Here is a 19,819-nt window from a genome sequence, read left to right on the forward strand (position 1 = left end):
GATGTTGTTGCCTTGGCGCAATGGCACAGAGGCCACGGGAATGGCCTGTTTTCGTTATATGGCGTTGCCCTTTGATGTCGGTACGAACAGTCCACTGGACTGTTCGTCTGGAGGGTGTCGAACACGGCGACATCCGCTCCCAAGACACGTACATTGCTTATTTGACCTGCTTTCCCGTTGTCTTGGTTACCGGTATGCACCCGAGAACAGGTTGCTTTGGGCACTGTGCCAAATCCCGTGTTTGGGGTTGCGCGCTCGCGACGCTATCGCTGCTCGCTGTTACGAACAGACCACTGGGCTGTTTATCAACGCACCGCACTGTGCGTCCAGCAATTATTCAGAGTGAGACCTTAGGCTTGAGCTTCATGAATGCCAAAGTAAAGGTGCATGGCCACTTCAACGGTCTGAAAACAACGCTGCTGTTTGCGTTGATGTGGGGCATCGTCATGCTCATTTGGTGGGCCACAGGTGCCCAGCGCAGCACCCTGAGCATTTACATCGTCATCGGCCTGGCCACCACGTTTGGCTCCTATTGGTTCTCCGACAAACTCGCCATCGCCTCGATGGGAGCGCGTGAGGTGAGCGAGCAGGAAGCCCCGCAGATTTACCAGATCGTGCGCGAACTGTCGGCCAAGGCCGGCAAGCCCATGCCGCGCATCTACATCGCCCCCACCGAAAGCCCCAACGCTTTCGCCACCGGGCGCAACGAACGCCATGCCGCGGTGTGCTGCACGCAAGGAATCCTGCAAATCTTGAACGGCCGCGAGCTGCGAGGCGTGCTCGGCCACGAGCTCATGCATGTCTATAACCATGATATTCTCACCTCGGCCATCGCCTCCGCCATGGCCACCGTCATCACTTATCTGGGCTACTCGCTGATGTATTTCGGCGGCGGCAACTCGCGCAATCGCGACAGCGCTTCCAGCGGCCTCGGGCTGATCGGCGTGCTGCTGAGCATGGTGCTGGCACCCATCGGCGCCTCCCTGATACAGATGGCGATTTCCCGCACGCGCGAATACGACGCCGACGAGGACGGCAGCAGGCTCACCGAAGATCCGGAGGCACTCGCCTCCGCGCTCAACAAGATCACGGCCGGCGCCCAAGCCGCGCCTTTGGCGAAAACCGCCGGCACGCAGTCCGTCTCGTCCATGATGATCGCCAACCCGTTCTCGGCCGAGGGCTTCTCGCGCCTGTTCTCCACGCACCCTCCCACCGCCGACCGCATCTCCCGCCTGATGACGATGGCGCAGGAAATGCATGGCGCTCAAGTCGCTTCCGGGGCCGGCGCGCCCGCCCAAGTTCCCTTGGCATGAGCGCGCCGCCGTCGTTCGTCACTTATAGGCAGACCTGTGAAATGACCACGCCGGAACGCGAGGGCGGAGTTTCTGCTACACTGTTGCCTCGCGTCCAAAAGACGCAACCTTCGCGGATGTAGTTCATCGGTAGAACGACAGCTTCCCAAGCTGTAGAGGCGGGTTCGACTCCCGTCATCCGCTCCATTTGCCTCAACGGTGAGGTGCTAAAACCCAATCATTCCAACGTTTTTCAATTTTGTGGATACCTGCTCAATCACTGGTTTTTTCCTGAAATGTTGTCACCGTGTTGTCACGGAGGGGGTCTGAAGAGCGGTATTCAGCTCAGCGAACATTCCCGGAGTTCGAGGTCTTCGCGGCTGCGATCTTGCTGCTGATGGATGTAGCCACATCGTCAAGATCGGTGTCAAATAGGTCTGCATAGGTATCTAAGGTCATGGCCGCGTTCTTGTGCCCCAGCATGCGCTGGACAGCCTTGACATTGGCTCCGGAGCTGATGGCAATGGAAGCCGCCGTGTGGCGAAGATCGTGGCAGGTCAGTGTGGGAACACCGGAATCGCGCAATGCTCTTGCATACCAGCCGTGATTTTTCGCGGATTGCTCGCGGAGATGTCCTCCGGATGGTGCGGTAAACACTAAATCCTCAGGTCCCTTGCCTTCGCACTGTTCTTTGATGGCGGACATTACTTGATCGGGAACGGGAACGTCCCGTACCTCCCAAGTTTTGGGGGCACCTTCGAAGTGCTTCTTGCCGGAACGGACCCAGCTCAACCGCACCCTGAGGCGATTGTTCTGGGTGTCCACATGCTTGACGCGCAATGCTGCCGCTTCGCCCCATCGAAGGCCGCAGAAGCCCAGCGTCAAAATAAGGGCTTGGTAAGTACCCGCTGCATGGGCAAGGTCAATAACCTGTGCGGGCGTGAGGTAAGTGCGTTCCTTCCGTTGTTTCCTTGGGAGTTGGCATCCGTCTGCCGGATTGCGTCGTATACTGCCGTCTCGAACGGCAAGATCCAGCACTCCTTTGAGCACTCCGTGGGCGCGAATGGTGATTGTCGCTGATCGCTTTTTTGCAAGTTCGCTGACCCAAGTCTGTATCTCGCTGTGTCTGATGGATGCGATTTCCCGATTTCCCCAAGCGTTGCACACATGCACTCTCCATGAGCACTCAAGATCGGCGTAATACTTGGGTTTGACGACGTTTTTCTTGCCTTTGAGCCAGGTGTCTGCGAATTGGCAGACCAGCGTTTTGCCGGCGTTTGGGTCGATGTAATCGTTGTCTGCGATATACGTCGTCATGCGGGCCAGATAATCCTGCGCATCTTTCCGCCGTCGAAAGCCTCGTTTGGTGCGCTGGGAATGATCCGGATCGCGGTAGGTGACTCGGTACCGCTTATCGCCGGACTTGGTGTTATAGGGGTATATGGGCATGGTTGGGTTGTCTCCTCCGGCGATTACCGAAGGAGACAACCCCCTATTCCAAAAGCTTCTTCAAAGAGATGTCGGGGGTGGTGTCGATTTCGGTTTCGTCGTGAACGGTAATGGGGGATGGGAGCTTCGCGGAAACTGATTCTGGAACGCGCTCTTTCATGAGTGTCAGCCAGTGCGAGGCTGTACGCAGGGGTATGTCGAAGACCTCTGTCAATCGTTTCGTTGCGGGGCCCTTGTTGAGCTGGGTGACCGAATAAACACGCGAAGCCCATTTCAGGGTGTCGGGTGTGGGACCTTGCTTGCGGAGCGCCGGGAAGTTCACTTTGCGTAGCACTTCATCTTCCCAGCTCGGCAGCGGGCCGAAGATATCGGTTCCGTTTTCCGTGATCTCATAGGACCACAGTGGCGGATGGTAGGAGCGAATAATCTGCTCGATGGGCAGGCGCGCGATGTCCCTGATTTTGAGTTCTCGTGTGGTGCCGATTTCGCAGTTGCGCAGCACGATTCGCTGCTCTTCATCGCTGTATCCCATGTGCAGGCGGATGTCGTATTTTCCGATGCGATCCTCCATCGCGCGGATGCAGTAATCGGCTCTGACTGCGATCCCAGGGGCGATGGAGACGAACGCTGTCCGATCCATTCGATCGAAATCCGTGAAGACGATGAATTTCCATTTGTCTATATCGAGGGCATAAGTCGCGTCTTCGTATAACGGGTTTGCCTCTTCCATGCTCATGGCAGCAAGTATTACATGAGCGACAATCACCTTGCAATAGCAATATTGACAACATAGAGGCAATAATATGCTACAATCACAGCGTTGGCAAATATGTCAACAAATAGGCAAGTCAATTGAAGGGAATCTGTAATGAGCACAGCAGTAATTGGATCTGAGCCGTACATCAGCGATGATGATGTGGTGTCTCGTATGCCCGGCATGACCAAGGGGAACCTTGCGCAGCTCCGTTATACAGGTAAAGGGCCTAAGTTCTACAAGCCTTCACCGCGCGTAGTGCTCTACAAGTGGAGTGATGTACAGGCTTGGATCGAGGGTCACGCACAGATGAGAACACGATGAGAGCCGAGACGAATAAGGGTCGCGTCAATTCCGCTTGGCGCGACCCAAAGAATCCATATTCATACGCGCCGCTGCTTAAAACTGGCGCAAGATAAGGTTGAAGGACTCTTACATGCTTCATTATAGCGATCTGCGCCCAGAGAAGGGCGAATTCATTGGAGACGGGATAGCCAGAACGGCCGGTGGAATCCCCTACAATCCAGAAGCCGATGTCAATGCGTCATTCCCTGACGATGCGTTCTGGAATTCAAGGACGAGTCTGTGTGAAATCAAGGATTACGCGGTCAGCAGGCTTGTGTCTCCCATTGCGGTACTTGCCGTGACGATTGCCCGCATCATGGTGGCGGCACCTCCTCACATGGTTCTGCCGCCATTCGTCGGTGCGGATTACGGTTCGCTGAACTTCGGTGTGGTGATCCTCGGCAAGCCGGGTTCCGGCAAGGATGCGGCATTCGGAGCGGCGAGGAAGCTAGTGCCTGACATTCGGGACGCTCCGGTGACTAGTGTGGCGAGCGGCCAAGCCATCAGCGCGCTGTTCGGGCAGCGCGTGCAGGAGGGCAACAGATTCAAGCTGGAATGCAAGTCTCCCCGCGCCATGATCAGGTATTCCGAAGCATCCAATTTCAAGGCGTTGTCAAGCGCGAAGGAGAGCAATCTCCAAGCGGAGGTGCTGTCACTGTTCTCCGGCCAGCAAATCGGTGACTACACCAAAAACAAGGAGCTGGCAGTGACTATCCCGGAGCACGGATACAGGGCAGTCGTAGTGATTTCGGCACAGCCATCGATGATGGGCATGTTCGAGGCCGGTGTCGGCGTGGGATTCCAACAGCGGTTCCTTTACGTCTCCGCATATGATGACAGACTCAGCGTCCGTCCTATCGGCGAAGAGCCGGTGGAGCTTTCCTCGTTGACTAAGTTCCCGTACGATACGAAGGCGTTGCCCGCAGACTATCCCATCGAGCAAATGAACAGGCTCTACGAGTGCGGCAGCTACGTCAAGGCCAATGAGGCTACACCGGAATCCAGCCATCTGCGGATGTACCCCATGCGGATGCCTCCCATTGTGAGGAATGAGATCATCGCTGATAAGCAGCGGGTCAACAGGGAGCGCGGAGGTGACCCGCGCAGAGCGCACAGCATGTTTCTGCGCGAAAAGCTGGCGGTGGGGCTCCGTCTGCTTGAAGACCCGCGATCGTCCGAGACCACTCAGGAGGATTGGGAACTCGCGGGCAGAATGATGCAGTACTCGCGTGCATGCTACGAGGAGAATCTGCGGGAATTCGAAGACGAGAACCTTACTCGCCGTGCGGACTTCAAGGAGCAGGACGAACTGGCGCGCGAACGGGTTGACATTCGCTCCCGTTGCGCGACAGAGGAGCGCATTGTCGATATCCTGTCCGCTTCGAGCCAGCCATCTGTATCCAAAGGAGAATTAAGCCGAGCCCTGTCGAAACGGCAGAAAGTCTACATGGATGACGCGTTGGAAAATCTGATGACTTCAGGAAAGATCAAACATAGAAAAGGTGTGAAAGGCGGACACTGGTACTCGCTCATCTGACTCAACCAAGCAGCCTACCGACCTACCCGCCTACTCACTACTGCCATAAGGGTTTTCGTCGCCTACTCACGCAATCTACCAACCTACCTAAGAAAACCTCAAGTAGGTCGGTAGGCCAAGTTGGTAGGCGGTCGAATCCCAATGATTCCAAAGGGTAGGTCGGTAGGTTGGTAGGTTTTGGGGTATGAGTGACTTATTGATGAGCAATGTGTCTGGAATCGCAGCGGCGGTATTTCAAAGAGTCATGGGATGATTGTTTTCCAACAGCATCACGACACGCATCGTCGCACAATAGTCATTCCCGTGATAAACTTTTCATGCGATAAAGCTGGGCAGTGTCCAGTTCGTAAAAACCGCTTCCGGAATTCCGGGGCGGTTTTTGCGCATCTAGGCGGGAGAACACGATGCACAAGCCATTCATGCCAGTAGCCGATCAAGTGAGACTACTGGCGTCCCGTGACCTGGCAACGGATTCCCGCACCTCATGGGTGCTTGAACGAGAAGGCTACTATTCCGTCGTCAACGGATACAAGACACCTTTTCTGGATAAGGAAAAGACGGAAGCAGCTGGTGATGACCGCTATCGCGACGATGCTTCGTTCAATGACATCTACAAGCTATACGTGTTCGACCGCAATCTGCGGTTCCTGTTCTTCAGGATGACCACCTTGGCCGAGGCTATCCTGAAAACGGTTTGCTCACATGAGTTCACGAAACTGAACCCGAATGAAAAGAACCCCTACCTGAACATTGCGAACTACGCCAGCAGCGGGACAGCGCACGAAAAAGCAATAAAGCTTATACCCCGACTGGAGAAAATTCTGCACCTGAACATGCAATCGGGGTACGCGGACAAGAAGAACTATCTCCGTCATTGCCTGGAGCGGCATGATGGCGAAGTCCCGATGTGGGTGCTGGCCAACGATCTGACGCTCGGGCAGATGTATTGGTTCTTCCAATCCCAGAAGACAGAAGCGCGAGCCAACATCGCACGCAGCTTCACCGCATTGTACGCGGACTCGCACAAGCATGAAATAGAAATCACGTCTCAGCGGCTCGACAAAATCTACCGCAGAATCAAGGACTATCGCAACATCTGCGCGCATGACGAACGCCTGTACTGCGCCCACCCACACGACTCGAACATTACGGTCTTCCAGCTCGCCAAGGATTTGCAATTCGTGACGGACAAGCAACGGTACCTTGAATTCCTGCAAGGATTTGATTCACTGCTGATGCACCTACGAGAAGACATCCCCCATTACCTTGATGCCGTATGCGTTGAGATTGGACTGCACTATCCGGATGAACTGCACTTGTTCATGCAGCAAATACGCGAAAAATAAGCCAGCATGCCGCATATTGCAGTGATTCTACGCCAATTGCCCTGCCGATCATTCCTGAATTTTGCAGCCAAGCCAACCGAGGACATCTCCTGTAGCTGACGGATACCAATCCGTATCAGACCCTCGACCGCATTGCGCAATTGGCAAAATTGGTGGGAGCAATGACGCTCCCACCAGTCATGAATCAGCCTAATCGGCTACATCGTAGTATTGGACACTTGCTTTGGCCGTTGCGGCATCCACGTTGAAGAATGCTTCAAATTACACGGTTTCGCCTTTATTCCAGCTGTTGGCATAAGCGGAGGTCTCAGACTTGACGTTGTCGGCGTCACACTTACTTACGACAAACCTCGATAGTGAGACAGCTTGCTGTCAATTGTGTTTTCTATAGAGTCATGATGGAGTATCAGATCAATATTTCACGATTTGCGGTATCCATAGTCAGAAGGTCTGAGATGGCAATCGCAGCTGATTCGGATTCAGCGTGCGTCGTCGTGCAGTCAGGGCAACACAGGCAAGGAATCCGACGACCCACCATGTCAATAGGGTCAGCAGTGGCTGCGTGATGCTGCCACTTCCGGTTATGGCCGTTCGTAGCATCATGTTGGCGGCGTGTGTGGGCAGCATGGACGCCAAGGAGGCCAATGGTGCGGGGATAGTGGAGACGATACCCGTAAGCAGTGTCAGTGCCATCAGCATCATGGACAGCAATCGCCCGAGGCTGCCGAAACTGCCGATCAGCGCCTGGTTGATGGCATTGAATGCCATTGCGCACACCAGTGCCATGATCATCAGAAAAGCGCCATGCTGGATGTCGAGCCTCAAGCCTGCCCACGCAATGGCGCTTGCAAGCAAAGCGCCGATTGACGCTGCGGCCGTTCCAGGGAACATGCCTGTAGCCACTAGTTTCCATGTGGATTCCCTCGAAGTGAGTATGTCGGCGGAGATTGGGCGGGCAATCACATACACCGCAAGCGACAGGCCCCATAGGGCCAGTGCCAGCAGCAGGGTGGCGGCCAGCAATCCGGAAGGGATGCTGGAGATGATGGACCGGGTGGGTTGGGCGATAGTGGAGGCCAGCCGCTCGCGCGCCTCTTTGCTGAAGGTAGGCACCTGCTTCACTCCGTTAGTAAGACCTGAAGACAAGGTATCCGCGCCTTCCTGCAGTTTCTTTGTACCGTCGGAAAGCTGTGCTGCGCCATCGTTGATAGCGGTGGCTCCATCGGACAGCTGGACGATGCCTTGATTGAGTTGGCTTGCGCCATCGGCCACGGATTTCGCGCCGTCGGCCACTTGGCGTGAACCTTGCGCGAGTTGGTTGATGGAGCTTTGCGCATGCTGGATCTGTGCGATGGCTTGAGCTTTAGCCGCATCGATCCGTTCGGCTGGCTCCGTGGCCTGACTGAGGGCTTGGTCAAGTTTGTCGCAGTAGGCTTGCGGCGTGTTGTTGGCGGCGCATTGCCCGACCAATTCTTGCATCTGCTGGAGCGCTGCTACGGCCGAAGGGGCTTGTTCGAGCAGAGAGGATGCTTGCTGGGCTATCGGGGAGACGGTGCTTGCCAGCTGTTCGTTGCCTTGCGCCACTTGTTCCGCGCCCTGGGCGACCTGTTGTGCTCCCGATTCCAGTTGCGAACCGCCTTGCTTGAGCGTTGTCGTGCCATCAACCAATTGCTTGGTGGCATCATGCAACTGGTTCGCACCGTCATGCAACGTGTTGATACCGCTGCCGAGCTGGTTCGCGCCATCGGCGGCTGTTGACAGGGATTCGTGCATGGTGTTGGACCCATCGTAGACGCTGCCAAGATAGGTGCGAATAATCAGTTGATCCAGATTGTTTTTCGCGCGTTCGGCGGCCGCGCGCGCGAATTGCGGGTCGTTGACGCCGGTGGTGTTGAAGGTTTCCATATGCACCAAACCGTTGGAAACACTGCTGGTGTCTCCGGTGAGACTGGCCTGCATGGTGTCGACGATACGTTTGGAGAAATCATTCGGTATGGTCACCGTAATGGCATAGCTGCCGTTGTCTAAACCGTTTCGGGCATCATCGGCGTCGGTGAGTGTCCAGTCGTAGTCGGAGTCGTTGTTGTGAAGCAGTTCGGACGCAAGCTGCCTGCCAAGCGGCAGCGTTTGCCCGTTGAGTTCAACCGGTTCGTCATTGTTGACCACGGCCGCTTTGGCAGTAGCCGGATGATTGCTGGTGCCGTGGAAAGCGAAAAGCCCGAGCGAAAGCATGAACACGGGTATCAGGATGATTGCTGCCCAGAGTCGCCAGGTGATGGTGCGGGGCGTCCAGGTGCGTGCCGTCGGTGTGATGGAGTCTCGCAGGCGCTGTGTGAAGAAAAGCATGGGTGTCCTTGTGCTCATTGTTCGACGTGTGTGGAGGTGGTGATGGGTGAGTTGATGAACCGGGCGAAGCGCGTGATGTGGCTTTCCGGACGGTCAAATTGGTCGGTTCGCTCGCTGTCTCGGGTTCTAGAGGAAAGGCGCAATATTGTTAGCGGCATGCCATGCAGGATGTCGCCCAGCGTAGAAAGATTCCGGCAAGAGAGCACGTAGGTGGTCTCGCCACGCTTGCTGATTGCGTCGCGCAGCTGGGCCCGGGCGTCGGGCTGCAGCACCATATCGGCATCGTTCAACATGATCAACCGTGTGCCATCATTCGTGGCCTGTCGCATATCCTCCAATGGATCCGCCGCATTGGCACAGCTGATGAGTGCTACGTTGGAACGTATCTCGCGCATGTGCTGAGGCAAGGTGCATCCTATGACCTTCAGGTCGCCTCGGAACGTGGTGACCCTGCCCGCGAGAGTGTAAAGCAGTGCGGACTTGCCTGAAACGCCGGAATCCTCGACCACCAGCACTTCGCCGGGTTTGATATGCAAGTCGATGTGCTCATACAGAGCGTTTCCGTTCATATCATCCAGCGTGAGATCATGTGCGCTGAGCACCTCGGTACTGTCGGGAGTAGGCCAGTCACGCAGACGAAGCTCACGCTCCAATCCGTCGCCTTCCGCATCGAACACCGGTAGACGGCGGTCTACCCAAGCGGGCAGATGCCAGGCACGTTTGCCCAACAGAGCCAATACTGCGGGCACCAAGGTCAGACGGACAACGAACGCATCGACGAACACACCCACCGCAAGTGAAAAGGCGATAGGCTTGATGGTGGCGGACCCCTCGGGGATGAACGCCGCAAACACCGACAGCATGATGGTTGCCGCGGCCACGACCACGGTGCTTGCCGAAGCAAATCCTTCCTCGACGGCCGCCTTCGCATCACCATGATGGGCATAATGCTCTCGGATACGGGAGACGAGGAACACCTCATAATCCATGGCCAGGCCGAACAACACGCCCATAAGGATGATCGGCAGGAAGCTGATCACCGGTCCCACCCGCTGCACACGGATCAATTCCGCTCCATGGCCAAGTTGGAACACCCAGGTGGTGACACCGAAAGCGGCAAGCACGCTAAGCAGATAGCCTGCGGTCGCTTTCAGCGGCACCCATATCGAGCGGAACACCATAGCCAGCAATATCAGCGACAAGCCAACCACCAGCAGGCCGAATGGCAATAGAGCTGCCCCTAGTTTCGATGACACATCAATAGCAACGGCGGTGATGCCGGTCACCGCGGTTTCAGTGTCGTATGTGTCCAAGAAATACTGATATTTACCGCGTAACTCGCGCACAAGCTGTTCGGTTGCGGCGTCGGAGGGACCGGTTTCGGGAACGATCTGGATGATGCCGGTGTCGCCCTTCGGATTGGGAGTGGCCAACGGCACCGCTTTGACTCCGGGCAAGCGCCGAATATCGTCGGCGATGCGGTTGACCAAGCCGATTGGATCTGTGGATTGGATGATATCGGCCGTGAGAATCAACGGTCCGTTGAATCCCGGACCGAAATGCTCGGCCACGGCATCGTAGGCATCGCGTGCGGGAGTGCCGACCTCTTCCACGGAATTGTCAGGCAACGCCAAACGCAGGTTCGCTGCAGGCAGAGCCAGAGCACTCAAGGCCACGGTGATGACGACGACCACAGCCAGTGGCTTGGCGGTCACCAACCGTACCCACGTGCGCGCAATGCGATGGTCGTGGCTCTTACGATTCGTGAGGCTACGGCGGCTAGTCTTGACATTGGCACGCTTCCGTGGAATCAGGCGCTTGCCAGCGAAACCAAGTAGCGCAGGCACCAAGGTTTCGGCCACGGTCACTGCCACCAGCACGCCGAACGCGGCCGCGACACCCATGGTGGTCAGGAACGGTATCCCCGCCACGAACAAACCCAGCAGCGCGATAATCACCGTCAAACCGGCGAAAATCACCGCCGAACCTGCCGTGGCTACGGAACGGGCAATGGACTCCTCCACCTCCAGTCCATCGGAGAGCTGGTCACGGTGACGGGATATCAGGAACAAGGCGTAATCGATGCCTACGGCAAGGCCAATCATCACCGCCAGCATCGGTGCCGTGGACGAGATGGTGAACCACGAGGTCATTGTGTAGATGGTCGCGACGCCCACACCCACACCGACCACAGCAGTGAACAACGGCAATACCGCGGCGACCAGCGAGCCGAACATCATCAACAGCACGATAAGCGCGAACGCCAAACCCAACGCTTCAGTCGGTGACAACGACGGAATGGCATTGCTGTACGCGGCCCCGCCGCAATACGTGACCGCCCCATCCATAAGCGCATCCTGCAACGCTTTGGCATCACTGGCAATCTTCGACTTCACCTGCGAATCAAGCTCGTTGAACGGCACCTCGAACTGAATGGCGATGATCGCTGCACGTCCGTCCTCGGATACAGCGTCCTGCACCGTCTCCGAAAACGGATCGGCGGCAAGCGCCACCTGCCGATAACCGCCTATCCTCTTCGCCACAACGCCTATGGCATTGCGCGACTCAGTGGTGTCAATGCGTTGGCTTTCCGGCGCTACCGCTACGATTTGCGCCGAAGTGCCGGAAACTTCGGGAAACACATGGCCCAAGTGATCCAGCGCGTCCTGGGATTGCGAACCCGGTATGGAGAACTCGTCGTTGGTGCCATGCGCCAGCGTCGCCATACCGGCAACGGCCAACACCAACGCCAGTAGCCACGCCATCAATACGCGGCCACGTCGGCGCACCATTAATTGCCCAAGTTTGTACAGCGAAAACGACATGGTTTGGTGTTGCCCTCTCAAGTAGTGCAGAATCTACGGTTCCGAAGTGTTGAACGGTCTGGGTTTGGCGAATGATTGACGGTTATGAACAGGCTGATTTGAGTAGTATTGCCGACTGATCACGGTTGATTCAGTTGCGGTTCTTGCGGCGGCGTGGCGAGAGCGCGGCGGGCCCGTGTTGTTTGAGTGCGAACAGGAGCGCGCGCATGCCGCCGATATTCGGATCCGGGTTCTTGCCGGTGCCGATGCGGTTCATCTGCAGCTCGAACCAGCTGATGACCAGCACGCCGTTGAACGCCTTGTCGAGCGACTTGACGCCGGTGGTGATCCACGGCAGCTTGAAACGGTTGGTCGGCTCGATGTCGCCGTCGAGGATGTGCTGGGGCATGTCGGGCTGCAGGACCAGTGGCCGGGCGATGCCGATCATGTCGGTGATGCCCTGTTCGAGCGCGTCCTCCATATCTGCGGGCGTGCGGAAACCGCCGGTCAGGCACACGACGGTGCCGTGCAGATCGAGTTGCTTGACGCGGGTGGCGAAGTCGGAGAAGTACACGCCTCGGGCGCTGTCCTCCTTGTCACCGGTATTGGTGGAGAAGGTCGGTTTCTCCAGCGTGCCGCCGGAGATCTCGACCAGGTCGACACCGAGATCAGCGAGACGCTGGATGACGGTCAGGGATTCGTCCTCGGAGAAGCCTCCTTCTTGTCCATCCGACGAGTTGAGTTTGACCGCCACGGGGAAATCGCTTCCGACCGCTTCGCGCACGGCTTGGTAGGTTTCGACGAGGAACCGCATGCGGTTGTCGAGGCTGCCGCCGTACTCGTCGGTGCGCTGGTTGTCGAGCGGGGAAAGGAACTGGTTGATCAGGTAGCCGTGCGCGCCATGCAGCTGCACGCCGGTAAACCCGGCCTGCTTGGCCAATCGTGCGGCGGTGGCAAAGCGCTGCTGGATGTCGTGGATCTGCGCGCGGTCGAGTTCTCGTGGTTCGGCGAAGAACTTGCCGTATTCACCTTCCAACTTGCCCGCGCTGGGAGCCCATGGATGCGGGTTGATGGTGGCTGGGGACTGACGGCCGGGATGGTTGAGCTGCATCCAGCACTGCATGCCGTTCACCGTGCCTGCTTCGGCCCACGAGCGAAATGGGGCAAGGTTGCTATCGTCTTCCAATGCCACGTTGCCGGGTTCTCCCAACTGGGTGTGGTCGACCATCACGTTGCCGGTCATCAGCACGCCCGCGCCGCCCTCGGCCCACTGCCGGTACAAAGCGGCGAAACGCTCGGTCGGCGCGTGATCGCGGTCCGCCATGGCCTCGTGCATGGCGGACTTGAAGAAACGGTTCTTGATGTGAACGCCGCAACGCAGTTCGATCGGCTGTGCGAGATGGGTGGGGCGGGTGGTGTTCTGCTTGTCCATGACGGTTCCTTTACGCTGATGCTGCATAGTGTGATATCAGCGCGCATATGCGCTGCTTGCTCAAGGCTAAGCATGGACATCAGCCCATGACTGAGACGGTTTGCTGAAAATGTCCACCGATATGCAGGCGGCGATTTGTGTGTGATTTCGAGCTGCGAGTGTCCGTTATCGTGGACACCGATGGACAGCTGTCCACGCAGTGCCGGTGCTTGTCGAATAAGGCGGCGTTTTGTCGCGGACAGAGCATTCGGTGGTTTTGAAACAAGAAGGAGCATGCGATGACTGTGGCGGTAATCAGCGGCACGACGTCCGGGTTGGGGCGTGAGTTCGTGGATGCGGTGATGGGGGAATGCCCCGAGATTGACGAGATCTGGATGATCGCCAGACGGCAAGACCGGCTGGAGTCCATCGCCGCCGAATACCCGCGCATGCGGTTCGTATGCCTGCCGTTCGACCTGAGCCAGGACGACGGTTACGCAGGACTGGAGAAGGAGTTGGAGGCGCGCAAGCCGGACATCGGTGTGGTGGTCGCCAATGCGGGCGTCGCCAGCGCCGGATTGGTGGAGGAGTCCGAGCCGGACGCATTGGAGCGTATGATCCGCCTCAATGCCATTGGATCGACGATGCTGATCCGCCTGTGCCTGCCGTACATGCGTCGTGGCTCGTTCGTCATCCAGGTGTCGTCGGTGTCAGCGTTCGCGCCGAACCCGAACCTCACGGTGTATTCGGCCACCAAGGCGTATGCGTCGTTCTTCGCCGCTGGCCTGCGCGAGGAATTGAAGCCGCGCGGCATCAACGTGCTGCGGCTGAACCCGGGCAATATGCGCACCGGCATGCAATCCGGCGTGGCCTCTCACCCGGACGCGGCCCATGGCAGCACCGCCGCCAAGCTGCCGTTCGTCGACATGGCCAGGTTCGCTCGCATCGCGTTGCGCAAAGCCCGCGCCGGCTGCGCCTCATACACCATGCATCCTGTGTACAAGGCGTACCGGGTGCTCGCCAAACTGGTGCCGATGCGACTGCTGACGCCATTCTCATGGGGCTGACGGCAATCGGACTGTCGGAAAGAACTGTGAGACGACTAAGGGAACGGATAGGCTGGAATCATGAAGGCGGATGAACAACGTGCAGGCACTCGCGCGGGGCGGCGAATCCTCAACGGCATGGCGGACGCGCTGCTCGAACTGGTGGGCGAGCAGTCGTTCGAACAGGTCAGGGTGAACGCGATCTGCGAGCGAGCCGACTACCCGCGGGCAACGTTCTACAATTACTTCGCCGACAAATACGACCTGCTCAACCATTGCTGGGCGCGGTTCGCCGCCTCGATGGAACCCCGGGATTTCGAAGGGACCAGGGACGGGTTCCACACGCTGTTCGACAGGTTCGCGGATCTATTCGATCGTAACGCCGAACTGATGAGGAAGATATTCGCGCACAACGGACTCGACGGGGCGTTGATGCGCAGCCTGACCGCGTATTTCATCGCTCGCATACGTGAATCATTCCGTGCCAACCACTGCTACCACCTCGAAGTGGCTGGAGGGTTGCCGCAGGACCTGCTGGCCGATTTCTGCGCGAACACGATGCTGCTGATCGTGCGCTGGACATTCCTGAGCGCCACCCCCATCAGCCGCGACCAAGCGCATGCCCTGATCGACCAGCTCATCATCAACACCGAAACCAGCGGAACTGCCACAACGAAACAGTGAATCATGCTGCTGCAATCGGCAATGTCAGGCCTGTGATACAAGCGATTGCCGGGTCTTTGGAATGTTGTTGATCAGTGAACGAGTTCGCGTTGCATGGGCGTAGTTGTATGGGCGTATTGGCGGAGCTGGTGTCCGTGATGGTGTCGTAGGGGTAGGTCAGGTTGTAGAGGTTGTTGGTGTCGATGTCGATGCTGCTGTCCCATGTGAGGATGGCGTGGTCAATGGCGAAATCGTCGAAAACCGTTTGATCGCGCAGCGGTTCGTAGACGGGTTTTCCGAAGAGATTGGTGCCGTCGAAGACACGGGTCTCTCCGTTAGAGAAGGTGACGAGCATCATCCAGTCGTTGGTCGCTCGTGCGTTCACGACCTTGAGTTCGGGCGTTATCTCGCCTACGATCATGATTCCGTTGAGTTCATACATGCCGGTCCCCTTCCTTGAGCTGGTTTCAGGACAGCGGATCCACGCGATTGAATGGCTTGCTGGGGAGTGTGGGCCTATATTGTCTTGCGAGGCGTGCTCCTGTAGTTCCTGATGTTTTTGCATCGACTGTTTTGAAGAGAGCGTCATGACTGCCGGTGCGCATGAGCACTAGTGCGACGGTGTCGTTGTCGCGAAAATACACGACGAGACGGTCTGCTCGGACATGGAATTCGCAGATCCCTGCCATTGTCCGGTGAGAGTGTGGTCACGGTATTCACGTCTCCGTCTGGAATACGACGCCGAAAACCGCGTCAACACCGGACGAGACAACAAGTGAAATCGCAGGCATTGATCGCGCTCACCTTCAATGACGAACAAACAACGGTTTCGCGCTCACTTACTTACGACAAACCTCGGTTGGCCCGAATACGTCGAAGCGGCGTATGGCGTGACGCAGTCGTGCAGGACGGGCGACGAGCGCTTGCAGATTCTGTTCGACCGATACGCGGAGATGGCCGAACAGGAATAGGCAATCGCTTTCGGCTCTCACTCATTCAACCAGTCGGATAAGGGAAGCGCCACGGAAATTTTTCTCGTGGCGCTTCCCTTGTTTTTCAAGGCCTAATGTAACCTTTCGCCTGTTTCGTGGGTCTTGTCTAAATCAGTTTCCTCCAAATGGCCTTAGCGTCGATAGTGCGATGTGAACCAGCCTCACGCCAAGCCCGGAGCGGGTCCGCGTCGCAATCGTCATGCCGGATGAAACATGAAAGGACAGGCACATGAACAACATCGCCAAGAGTTTGCTCAAGGCCGTGCACGATGGCTCCCAGTTCGTGGATGCGAATATGGGAGTAGCAAGCGACGCATGTGTGGCCACACTTGCTCGCCCCGCGGGGCCGGGGCGGCTTGACGGGAGACCCGTTCCCCTTGGTCGGCGGAGCCTCCGGACCGCTTTCGCGGCTGGAAAAACGATGCGCTTCGCTTCTCGTGTGGAGGTGTCCGGTGGGTTGGCGTGACAATCGCAGGCGCAGCATCTGCAGGAAGATCATGTTCACGCCGGAGGAATGGGAGCAGGCCAGACGAGTCCACGAGCGCTGGTCGAGGAACATTCCGGTGTACAGGAGGTGGGGCGATTTCGCCCGGCAGACGCTCATGCACGGCGGGCTGATGAACGTTTCGGTGACGCTGGCGAGCGATCCGGAGGCGTTCAAGGCTGAGCTGCACCGCATCGGCGTGAACGTGAACCAGGTCGCCAGGATCGCGAACCTGACCGGCACGGTGGACGCGGAGCAGGTGCGTGAGCTGCGGGATCTGCTGGCCTCGATCGACAGGAGGGTGGCGGAGATGGAGCGCGAGAAGGCCCGGATCGACGCTGCGCAGGGGTTGTACTGATGGCCGTGGTCAAGCTTGGGAGCAAGGTCAAGACGAATCTTCCGGCTACGATCCGCTACGTCATCAACCCCGCGAAGAACGATGACGGCAGGCTCGTGTACGCGAGCTACAGCGGCGAGAAGCGTGACGCGGACGTGCTGGCGGAGCCGATGATCCACGACTTGGAGCGCTGCGCGAACGGGTTGCGGAGGGACGGCGTGCTCGCCCTGCACTTGAAGCATTCGTTCAGCCCGGACGAGCGGGTGACGGCGGGGCAGGTGCACGAGCTGGGCGTGATGCTGGCCGAGGCGATCACGGGCGGCGACTACAAGTACGTGGTCTGCACGCACGTGGACCGGCACCATTTGCACAACCACATCGTCATCTGCGCGGCGAACCGCAGGACGGGAAGGAAGATGCGCCTGACCCGCAGAAGCATCGACCGGTGGCGTGCGATCAGCGACGAACTGTGCCGCCGCGAGGGCCTGGGCATACTGGAGAACCCGAACGTGGAAACCGCCATGAAACATGCGGAACTGGTCGCGGCGATGCGGCATACGCCCGGCCAGGATGACAGTCCGCTGCCCGGAACCGGAGCGAGGACGGTTGCGTCCAACGGTCTTGGCGTGGGCATGAACGAGTTGTACGCGGCGGCGAAGGGCGGGGGAGTCAAGGAGCGGATGCGCATCCTGATCGACCTCGACGCCGCCAGGGCGGGCAACATCGCCGAACTGTCGCGCCTGCTCGACTCGCACGGCATAAGTTTGGCGATGCGCGGCGGCGAGGCGACGTTCATGGACCAGGCCACGGGGCGCAGGTTCCGCGGATCCCGTTTGGGTCCGGCGTACTCGCTCGACCAGATCGGGGCGAGGCTTTCGAATGGTGGGAGCATGCTGCACCTGACGTTCAACAACAAGCTCGTCGCCACCGAGAACGAGCGCACGGTAAGCGTGTGGCTGCCCGGTTCCAAACGCCAACGGAAGGTCAACCTGCCCGTGAATATGCTGCACCGGGACGGCGGCACGTGGCATCTGCTCGTGCCGGAAACGTTCACCGGCATGCTCACGGACAGGTCGAACAGGTATGCGGCACGCTTCACCGCGACCACGTTGGCGGATGCATTCGGCCGTCCGGAACGGCGCATCGAACCCCTGACGGCAACGCCCCGCACGCGGATTGTGCGCTACGCGTCCAGCGAGGCGCAGCGCCGCTACTACCAGTCGCAGGCCAGGAAACTCGACGAACTGGCGATGATGGTGGAGGGATTGAACGCGGCGTGCAGGATCCAACGCGCGGGCGGCTGCGACCTCGCCAAGGGATTGAGGGACCTGAACAACCGTGCGGACTGGGCGCGGGGCGAACTGCGCGCCGCCGTCATCGCGTTGAACGACGCGATCGACAACAACGACACCGACCTCATAGTCGAGACCCGCGAGGAGATCGAACGCCGCGAACAGGCATTGCTCGAATGCCAGCGCGAACTCGACAAGATTCGGATCGCGGCCCGTCTCGCCGGAATCACACCGCCCGAACAGACGAACAAGGAACAGCATCATGAACCAGACAGCAAGGAACACCAGTATGGAAACCGATCCGATGGGCGACATGTTCTCCCAAATGTTCGACCGGATGAAACCACAGGAACCAGCGAACACGACCCCGACCATGGGAACCGACATGATCCGGCTGGAAGCGGAGAACAGGGAACTCGAACGGCAGATCGCGGAGCTGCGGGACGGGAATTCGACGCTCTCATCCGAGAATCGAGAGCTTCGATCAACGAATCAGAGGCTCTTGTCAGCGAATCGGACGCTCAGGAAACAACTCTCCGAACTCAACGAGACGAGCAGGCTGCTCGAAGAAACCAAACGGAGGGAACACGATTGCGCAGAAAAGGAAGAGCATTGTAGGCGCATCCTCAACCGCGAAGCCACACTCAAGCAGGATGAAGCGCGCCTCGAAAGCGACCGGGCGAAACTCGACGGCGAACGGAAACGACTGCGGGAAAACATCGCCGAACAGGTCAGACAACAGGCCGAACAGGAACAGGAGCGACTCCGAAACGATGCCGACAGGCAGCGCGGGAAAGACAGGCGCGTCCTGTTCGCCCTGTGCGTGGGCGTGTGCGCGTCCGTGATTCCCCTGCTTGTCATCATCATGCAGGGCAGGTGGCATGCCCTCATGGCTTCGCTGCCGGAATGGGTCCATGCGCGCGGCCAACAGCTTTCCGCGATCGGGAAATGGTTCAACAGCACCGGCACGTGGATCGGTGGAATCATCCCGCAGGGTTGGTGGAACGGGCCGCTCACCCTTTTAGTCATGCTAGTGATCTTCGTCATCGTATGCGGCATACCGCTATTGGTCGTCATCGTCTACGCGGCGGCAAGCAAAGCGGCGGTCATGTACTGGTGGCGGGAACAGACGATGGGCGTGCACATCATCCTCTGGACGCTGCTCATGCTCATATGCCTCGTGGTCGCGGATCGCCTCGCCACGATCCCCGACAGCCCGATGCGATGGCCCACCTGGTGGATCCTGCTCGCCGCTATCACGCATCCGGTCTACCTGCTGGCAATCGCACCCAGAATCAGCCAATTCATCAAAGGTGACTAATAATGAGCGGCAACCATGAGTGTGCGGCAGCGTGTGTGTGCTGCATGTTGAGAGGGCGCAAAATGAGTTGTTCTTAAATTGTTGTCACCATGTTGTCATATAGGTCTGCGATAAGCCAGAGAAAGCCGCTAAATCACTGGAATTTAGCGGCTTTCTGGCTTTGGTCAGGTAGGGTTCGACTCCCGTCATCCGCTCCATTCCCCTCGCCGGCGAGGCCACGAATCCCAGTACCGCCTTTAGAAGAGCAATGAAGAATTGTCTCTATCCTCGATTGTTTCGACAAGCTCACTAACGACTTGTCTTCCGGCTTGCCCGCGGAGATTGAGGTGCGGCGTAAGCAGTACGAGTGCTACCGGGATTGGCTGCTGTCGTTCGACGAGCTTGTCGTATGACATTCTTC

Annotated in this window: 17 protein-coding genes, 1 tRNA gene and 1 pseudogene; 12 read left to right on the forward strand and 7 right to left on the reverse strand. The window is 58.0% G+C overall.

The features are described 5' to 3' along the window. Positions 1 to 365: 365 nt before the first annotated feature. Positions 366 to 1,313, forward strand: a complete 948-nt coding sequence (gene htpX, locus G1C94_RS02095; protein ID WP_172144227.1) for a zinc metalloprotease HtpX — start codon at positions 366 to 368, stop codon at positions 1,311 to 1,313. Between the two features lie 112 nt (positions 1,314 to 1,425). After that, positions 1,426 to 1,499: transfer RNA gene (locus tag G1C94_RS02100), tRNA-Gly, on the forward strand. A gap of 138 nt (positions 1,500 to 1,637) precedes the next feature. Here G1C94_RS02100 and G1C94_RS02105 read toward each other — a convergent pair. Beyond that, a complete protein-coding gene (locus tag G1C94_RS02105; protein ID WP_163191188.1) occupies positions 1,638 to 2,741 on the reverse strand; it encodes a site-specific integrase in 1,104 nt (367 codons plus the stop codon). Between the two features lie 43 nt (positions 2,742 to 2,784). Further along, complete coding sequence (locus tag G1C94_RS02110; protein WP_172144229.1) at positions 2,785 to 3,477, reverse strand: hypothetical protein; 693 nt, start codon at positions 3,475 to 3,477, stop codon at positions 2,785 to 2,787. Between the two features lie 132 nt (positions 3,478 to 3,609). Between G1C94_RS02110 and G1C94_RS02115 the strand changes: the two genes are divergently transcribed. From G1C94_RS02115 to G1C94_RS02125, 3 genes are all read left to right on the forward strand, one after another. Next, positions 3,610 to 3,819 carry a helix-turn-helix transcriptional regulator gene (locus G1C94_RS02115; protein ID WP_003842966.1) on the forward strand — a complete coding sequence of 70 codons (210 nt, stop codon included), beginning with the start codon at positions 3,610 to 3,612 and terminating at the stop codon, positions 3,817 to 3,819. A 112-nt stretch (positions 3,820 to 3,931) separates the two neighbouring features. Beyond that, positions 3,932 to 5,377 carry a hypothetical protein gene (locus tag G1C94_RS02120; RefSeq protein WP_003842965.1) on the forward strand — a complete coding sequence of 482 codons (1,446 nt, stop codon included), beginning with the start codon at positions 3,932 to 3,934 and terminating at the stop codon, positions 5,375 to 5,377. A 404-nt stretch (positions 5,378 to 5,781) separates the two neighbouring features. Further along, a complete protein-coding gene (locus G1C94_RS02125) occupies positions 5,782 to 6,723 on the forward strand; it encodes an Abi family protein (RefSeq protein ID WP_172144231.1) in 942 nt (313 codons plus the stop codon). A gap of 441 nt (positions 6,724 to 7,164) precedes the next feature. Here G1C94_RS02125 and G1C94_RS02130 read toward each other — a convergent pair whose 3' ends face one another. The 3 genes from G1C94_RS02130 to G1C94_RS02140 all read right to left on the reverse strand — a co-directional run bounded on the left by G1C94_RS02130 (position 7,165) and on the right by G1C94_RS02140 (position 13,305). Further along, on the reverse strand, positions 7,165 to 9,069 hold the full coding sequence (locus tag G1C94_RS02130) for an ABC transporter permease (RefSeq protein WP_172144233.1): 1,905 nt from the start codon (positions 9,067 to 9,069) through the stop codon (positions 7,165 to 7,167). 14 nt (positions 9,070 to 9,083) lie between these two features. Beyond that, positions 9,084 to 11,834 (reverse strand): MMPL family transporter, encoded by a 2,751-nt coding sequence (locus tag G1C94_RS02135; RefSeq protein WP_253902276.1) that lies wholly within the window; start codon positions 11,832 to 11,834, stop codon positions 9,084 to 9,086. 190 nt (positions 11,835 to 12,024) lie between these two features. Then, positions 12,025 to 13,305 carry an NADH:flavin oxidoreductase/NADH oxidase family protein gene (locus G1C94_RS02140; protein WP_229059211.1) on the reverse strand — a complete coding sequence of 427 codons (1,281 nt, stop codon included), beginning with the start codon at positions 13,303 to 13,305 and terminating at the stop codon, positions 12,025 to 12,027. A 278-nt stretch (positions 13,306 to 13,583) separates the two neighbouring features. On the opposite strand from G1C94_RS02140, the gene G1C94_RS02145 reads away from it, so the two are divergent. Together G1C94_RS02145 and G1C94_RS02150 are read left to right on the forward strand one after the other, a co-directional pair. Further along, the gene (locus tag G1C94_RS02145; protein ID WP_003842960.1) at positions 13,584 to 14,351 is read left to right on the forward strand and encodes an SDR family NAD(P)-dependent oxidoreductase; all 768 of its coding nucleotides are present in this window, start codon (positions 13,584 to 13,586) and stop codon (positions 14,349 to 14,351) included. Positions 14,352 to 14,411: 60 nt separating this feature from the next. Next, positions 14,412 to 15,014 (forward strand): TetR/AcrR family transcriptional regulator, encoded by a 603-nt coding sequence (locus G1C94_RS02150; RefSeq protein ID WP_003838009.1) that lies wholly within the window; start codon positions 14,412 to 14,414, stop codon positions 15,012 to 15,014. Between the two features lies 1 nt (position 15,015). On the opposite strand, the gene G1C94_RS02155 is transcribed toward G1C94_RS02150, so the two are convergent. Together G1C94_RS02155 and G1C94_RS07950 are read right to left on the reverse strand one after the other, a co-directional pair. Beyond that, entirely contained in the window at positions 15,016 to 15,435 is a 420-nt protein-coding gene (locus G1C94_RS02155) for a DUF2442 domain-containing protein (protein WP_003838007.1), read from the reverse strand. A gap of 25 nt (positions 15,436 to 15,460) precedes the next feature. Further along, the gene (locus G1C94_RS07950) at positions 15,461 to 15,682 is read right to left on the reverse strand and encodes a type II toxin-antitoxin system YafQ family toxin (RefSeq protein WP_206689635.1); all 222 of its coding nucleotides are present in this window, start codon (positions 15,680 to 15,682) and stop codon (positions 15,461 to 15,463) included. A gap of 120 nt (positions 15,683 to 15,802) precedes the next feature. On the opposite strand from G1C94_RS07950, the gene G1C94_RS02165 reads away from it, so the two are divergent. From G1C94_RS02165 to G1C94_RS07740, 5 genes and pseudogenes are all read left to right on the forward strand, one after another. After that, positions 15,803 to 15,964, forward strand: a complete 162-nt coding sequence (locus G1C94_RS02165; protein ID WP_003838005.1) for a hypothetical protein — start codon at positions 15,803 to 15,805, stop codon at positions 15,962 to 15,964. A 518-nt stretch (positions 15,965 to 16,482) separates the two neighbouring features. After that, a complete protein-coding gene (gene mobC / locus G1C94_RS02170; protein ID WP_172144237.1) occupies positions 16,483 to 16,827 on the forward strand; it encodes a plasmid mobilization relaxosome protein MobC in 345 nt (114 codons plus the stop codon). Further along, positions 16,827 to 18,716, forward strand: a complete 1,890-nt coding sequence (locus G1C94_RS02175; protein WP_172144239.1) for a relaxase/mobilization nuclease domain-containing protein — start codon at positions 16,827 to 16,829, stop codon at positions 18,714 to 18,716. Before mobC ends, G1C94_RS02175 begins: the two co-directional genes overlap by 1 nt. Continuing rightward, on the forward strand, positions 18,601 to 19,419 hold the full coding sequence (locus G1C94_RS07735; protein ID WP_228369725.1) for a hypothetical protein: 819 nt from the start codon (positions 18,601 to 18,603) through the stop codon (positions 19,417 to 19,419). The genes G1C94_RS02175 and G1C94_RS07735 overlap by 116 nt, the downstream gene beginning before the upstream one ends. 221 nt (positions 19,420 to 19,640) lie before the next feature. Continuing rightward, positions 19,641 to 19,811, forward strand: a pseudogene (locus G1C94_RS07740) (restriction endonuclease subunit S); the annotation flags it as partial. Positions 19,812 to 19,819 lie beyond the last annotated feature (8 nt).

Source organism: Bifidobacterium panos (assembly GCF_012932445.1).
GTDB classification, from domain to species: domain Bacteria; phylum Actinomycetota; class Actinomycetes; order Actinomycetales; family Bifidobacteriaceae; genus Bifidobacterium; species Bifidobacterium panos.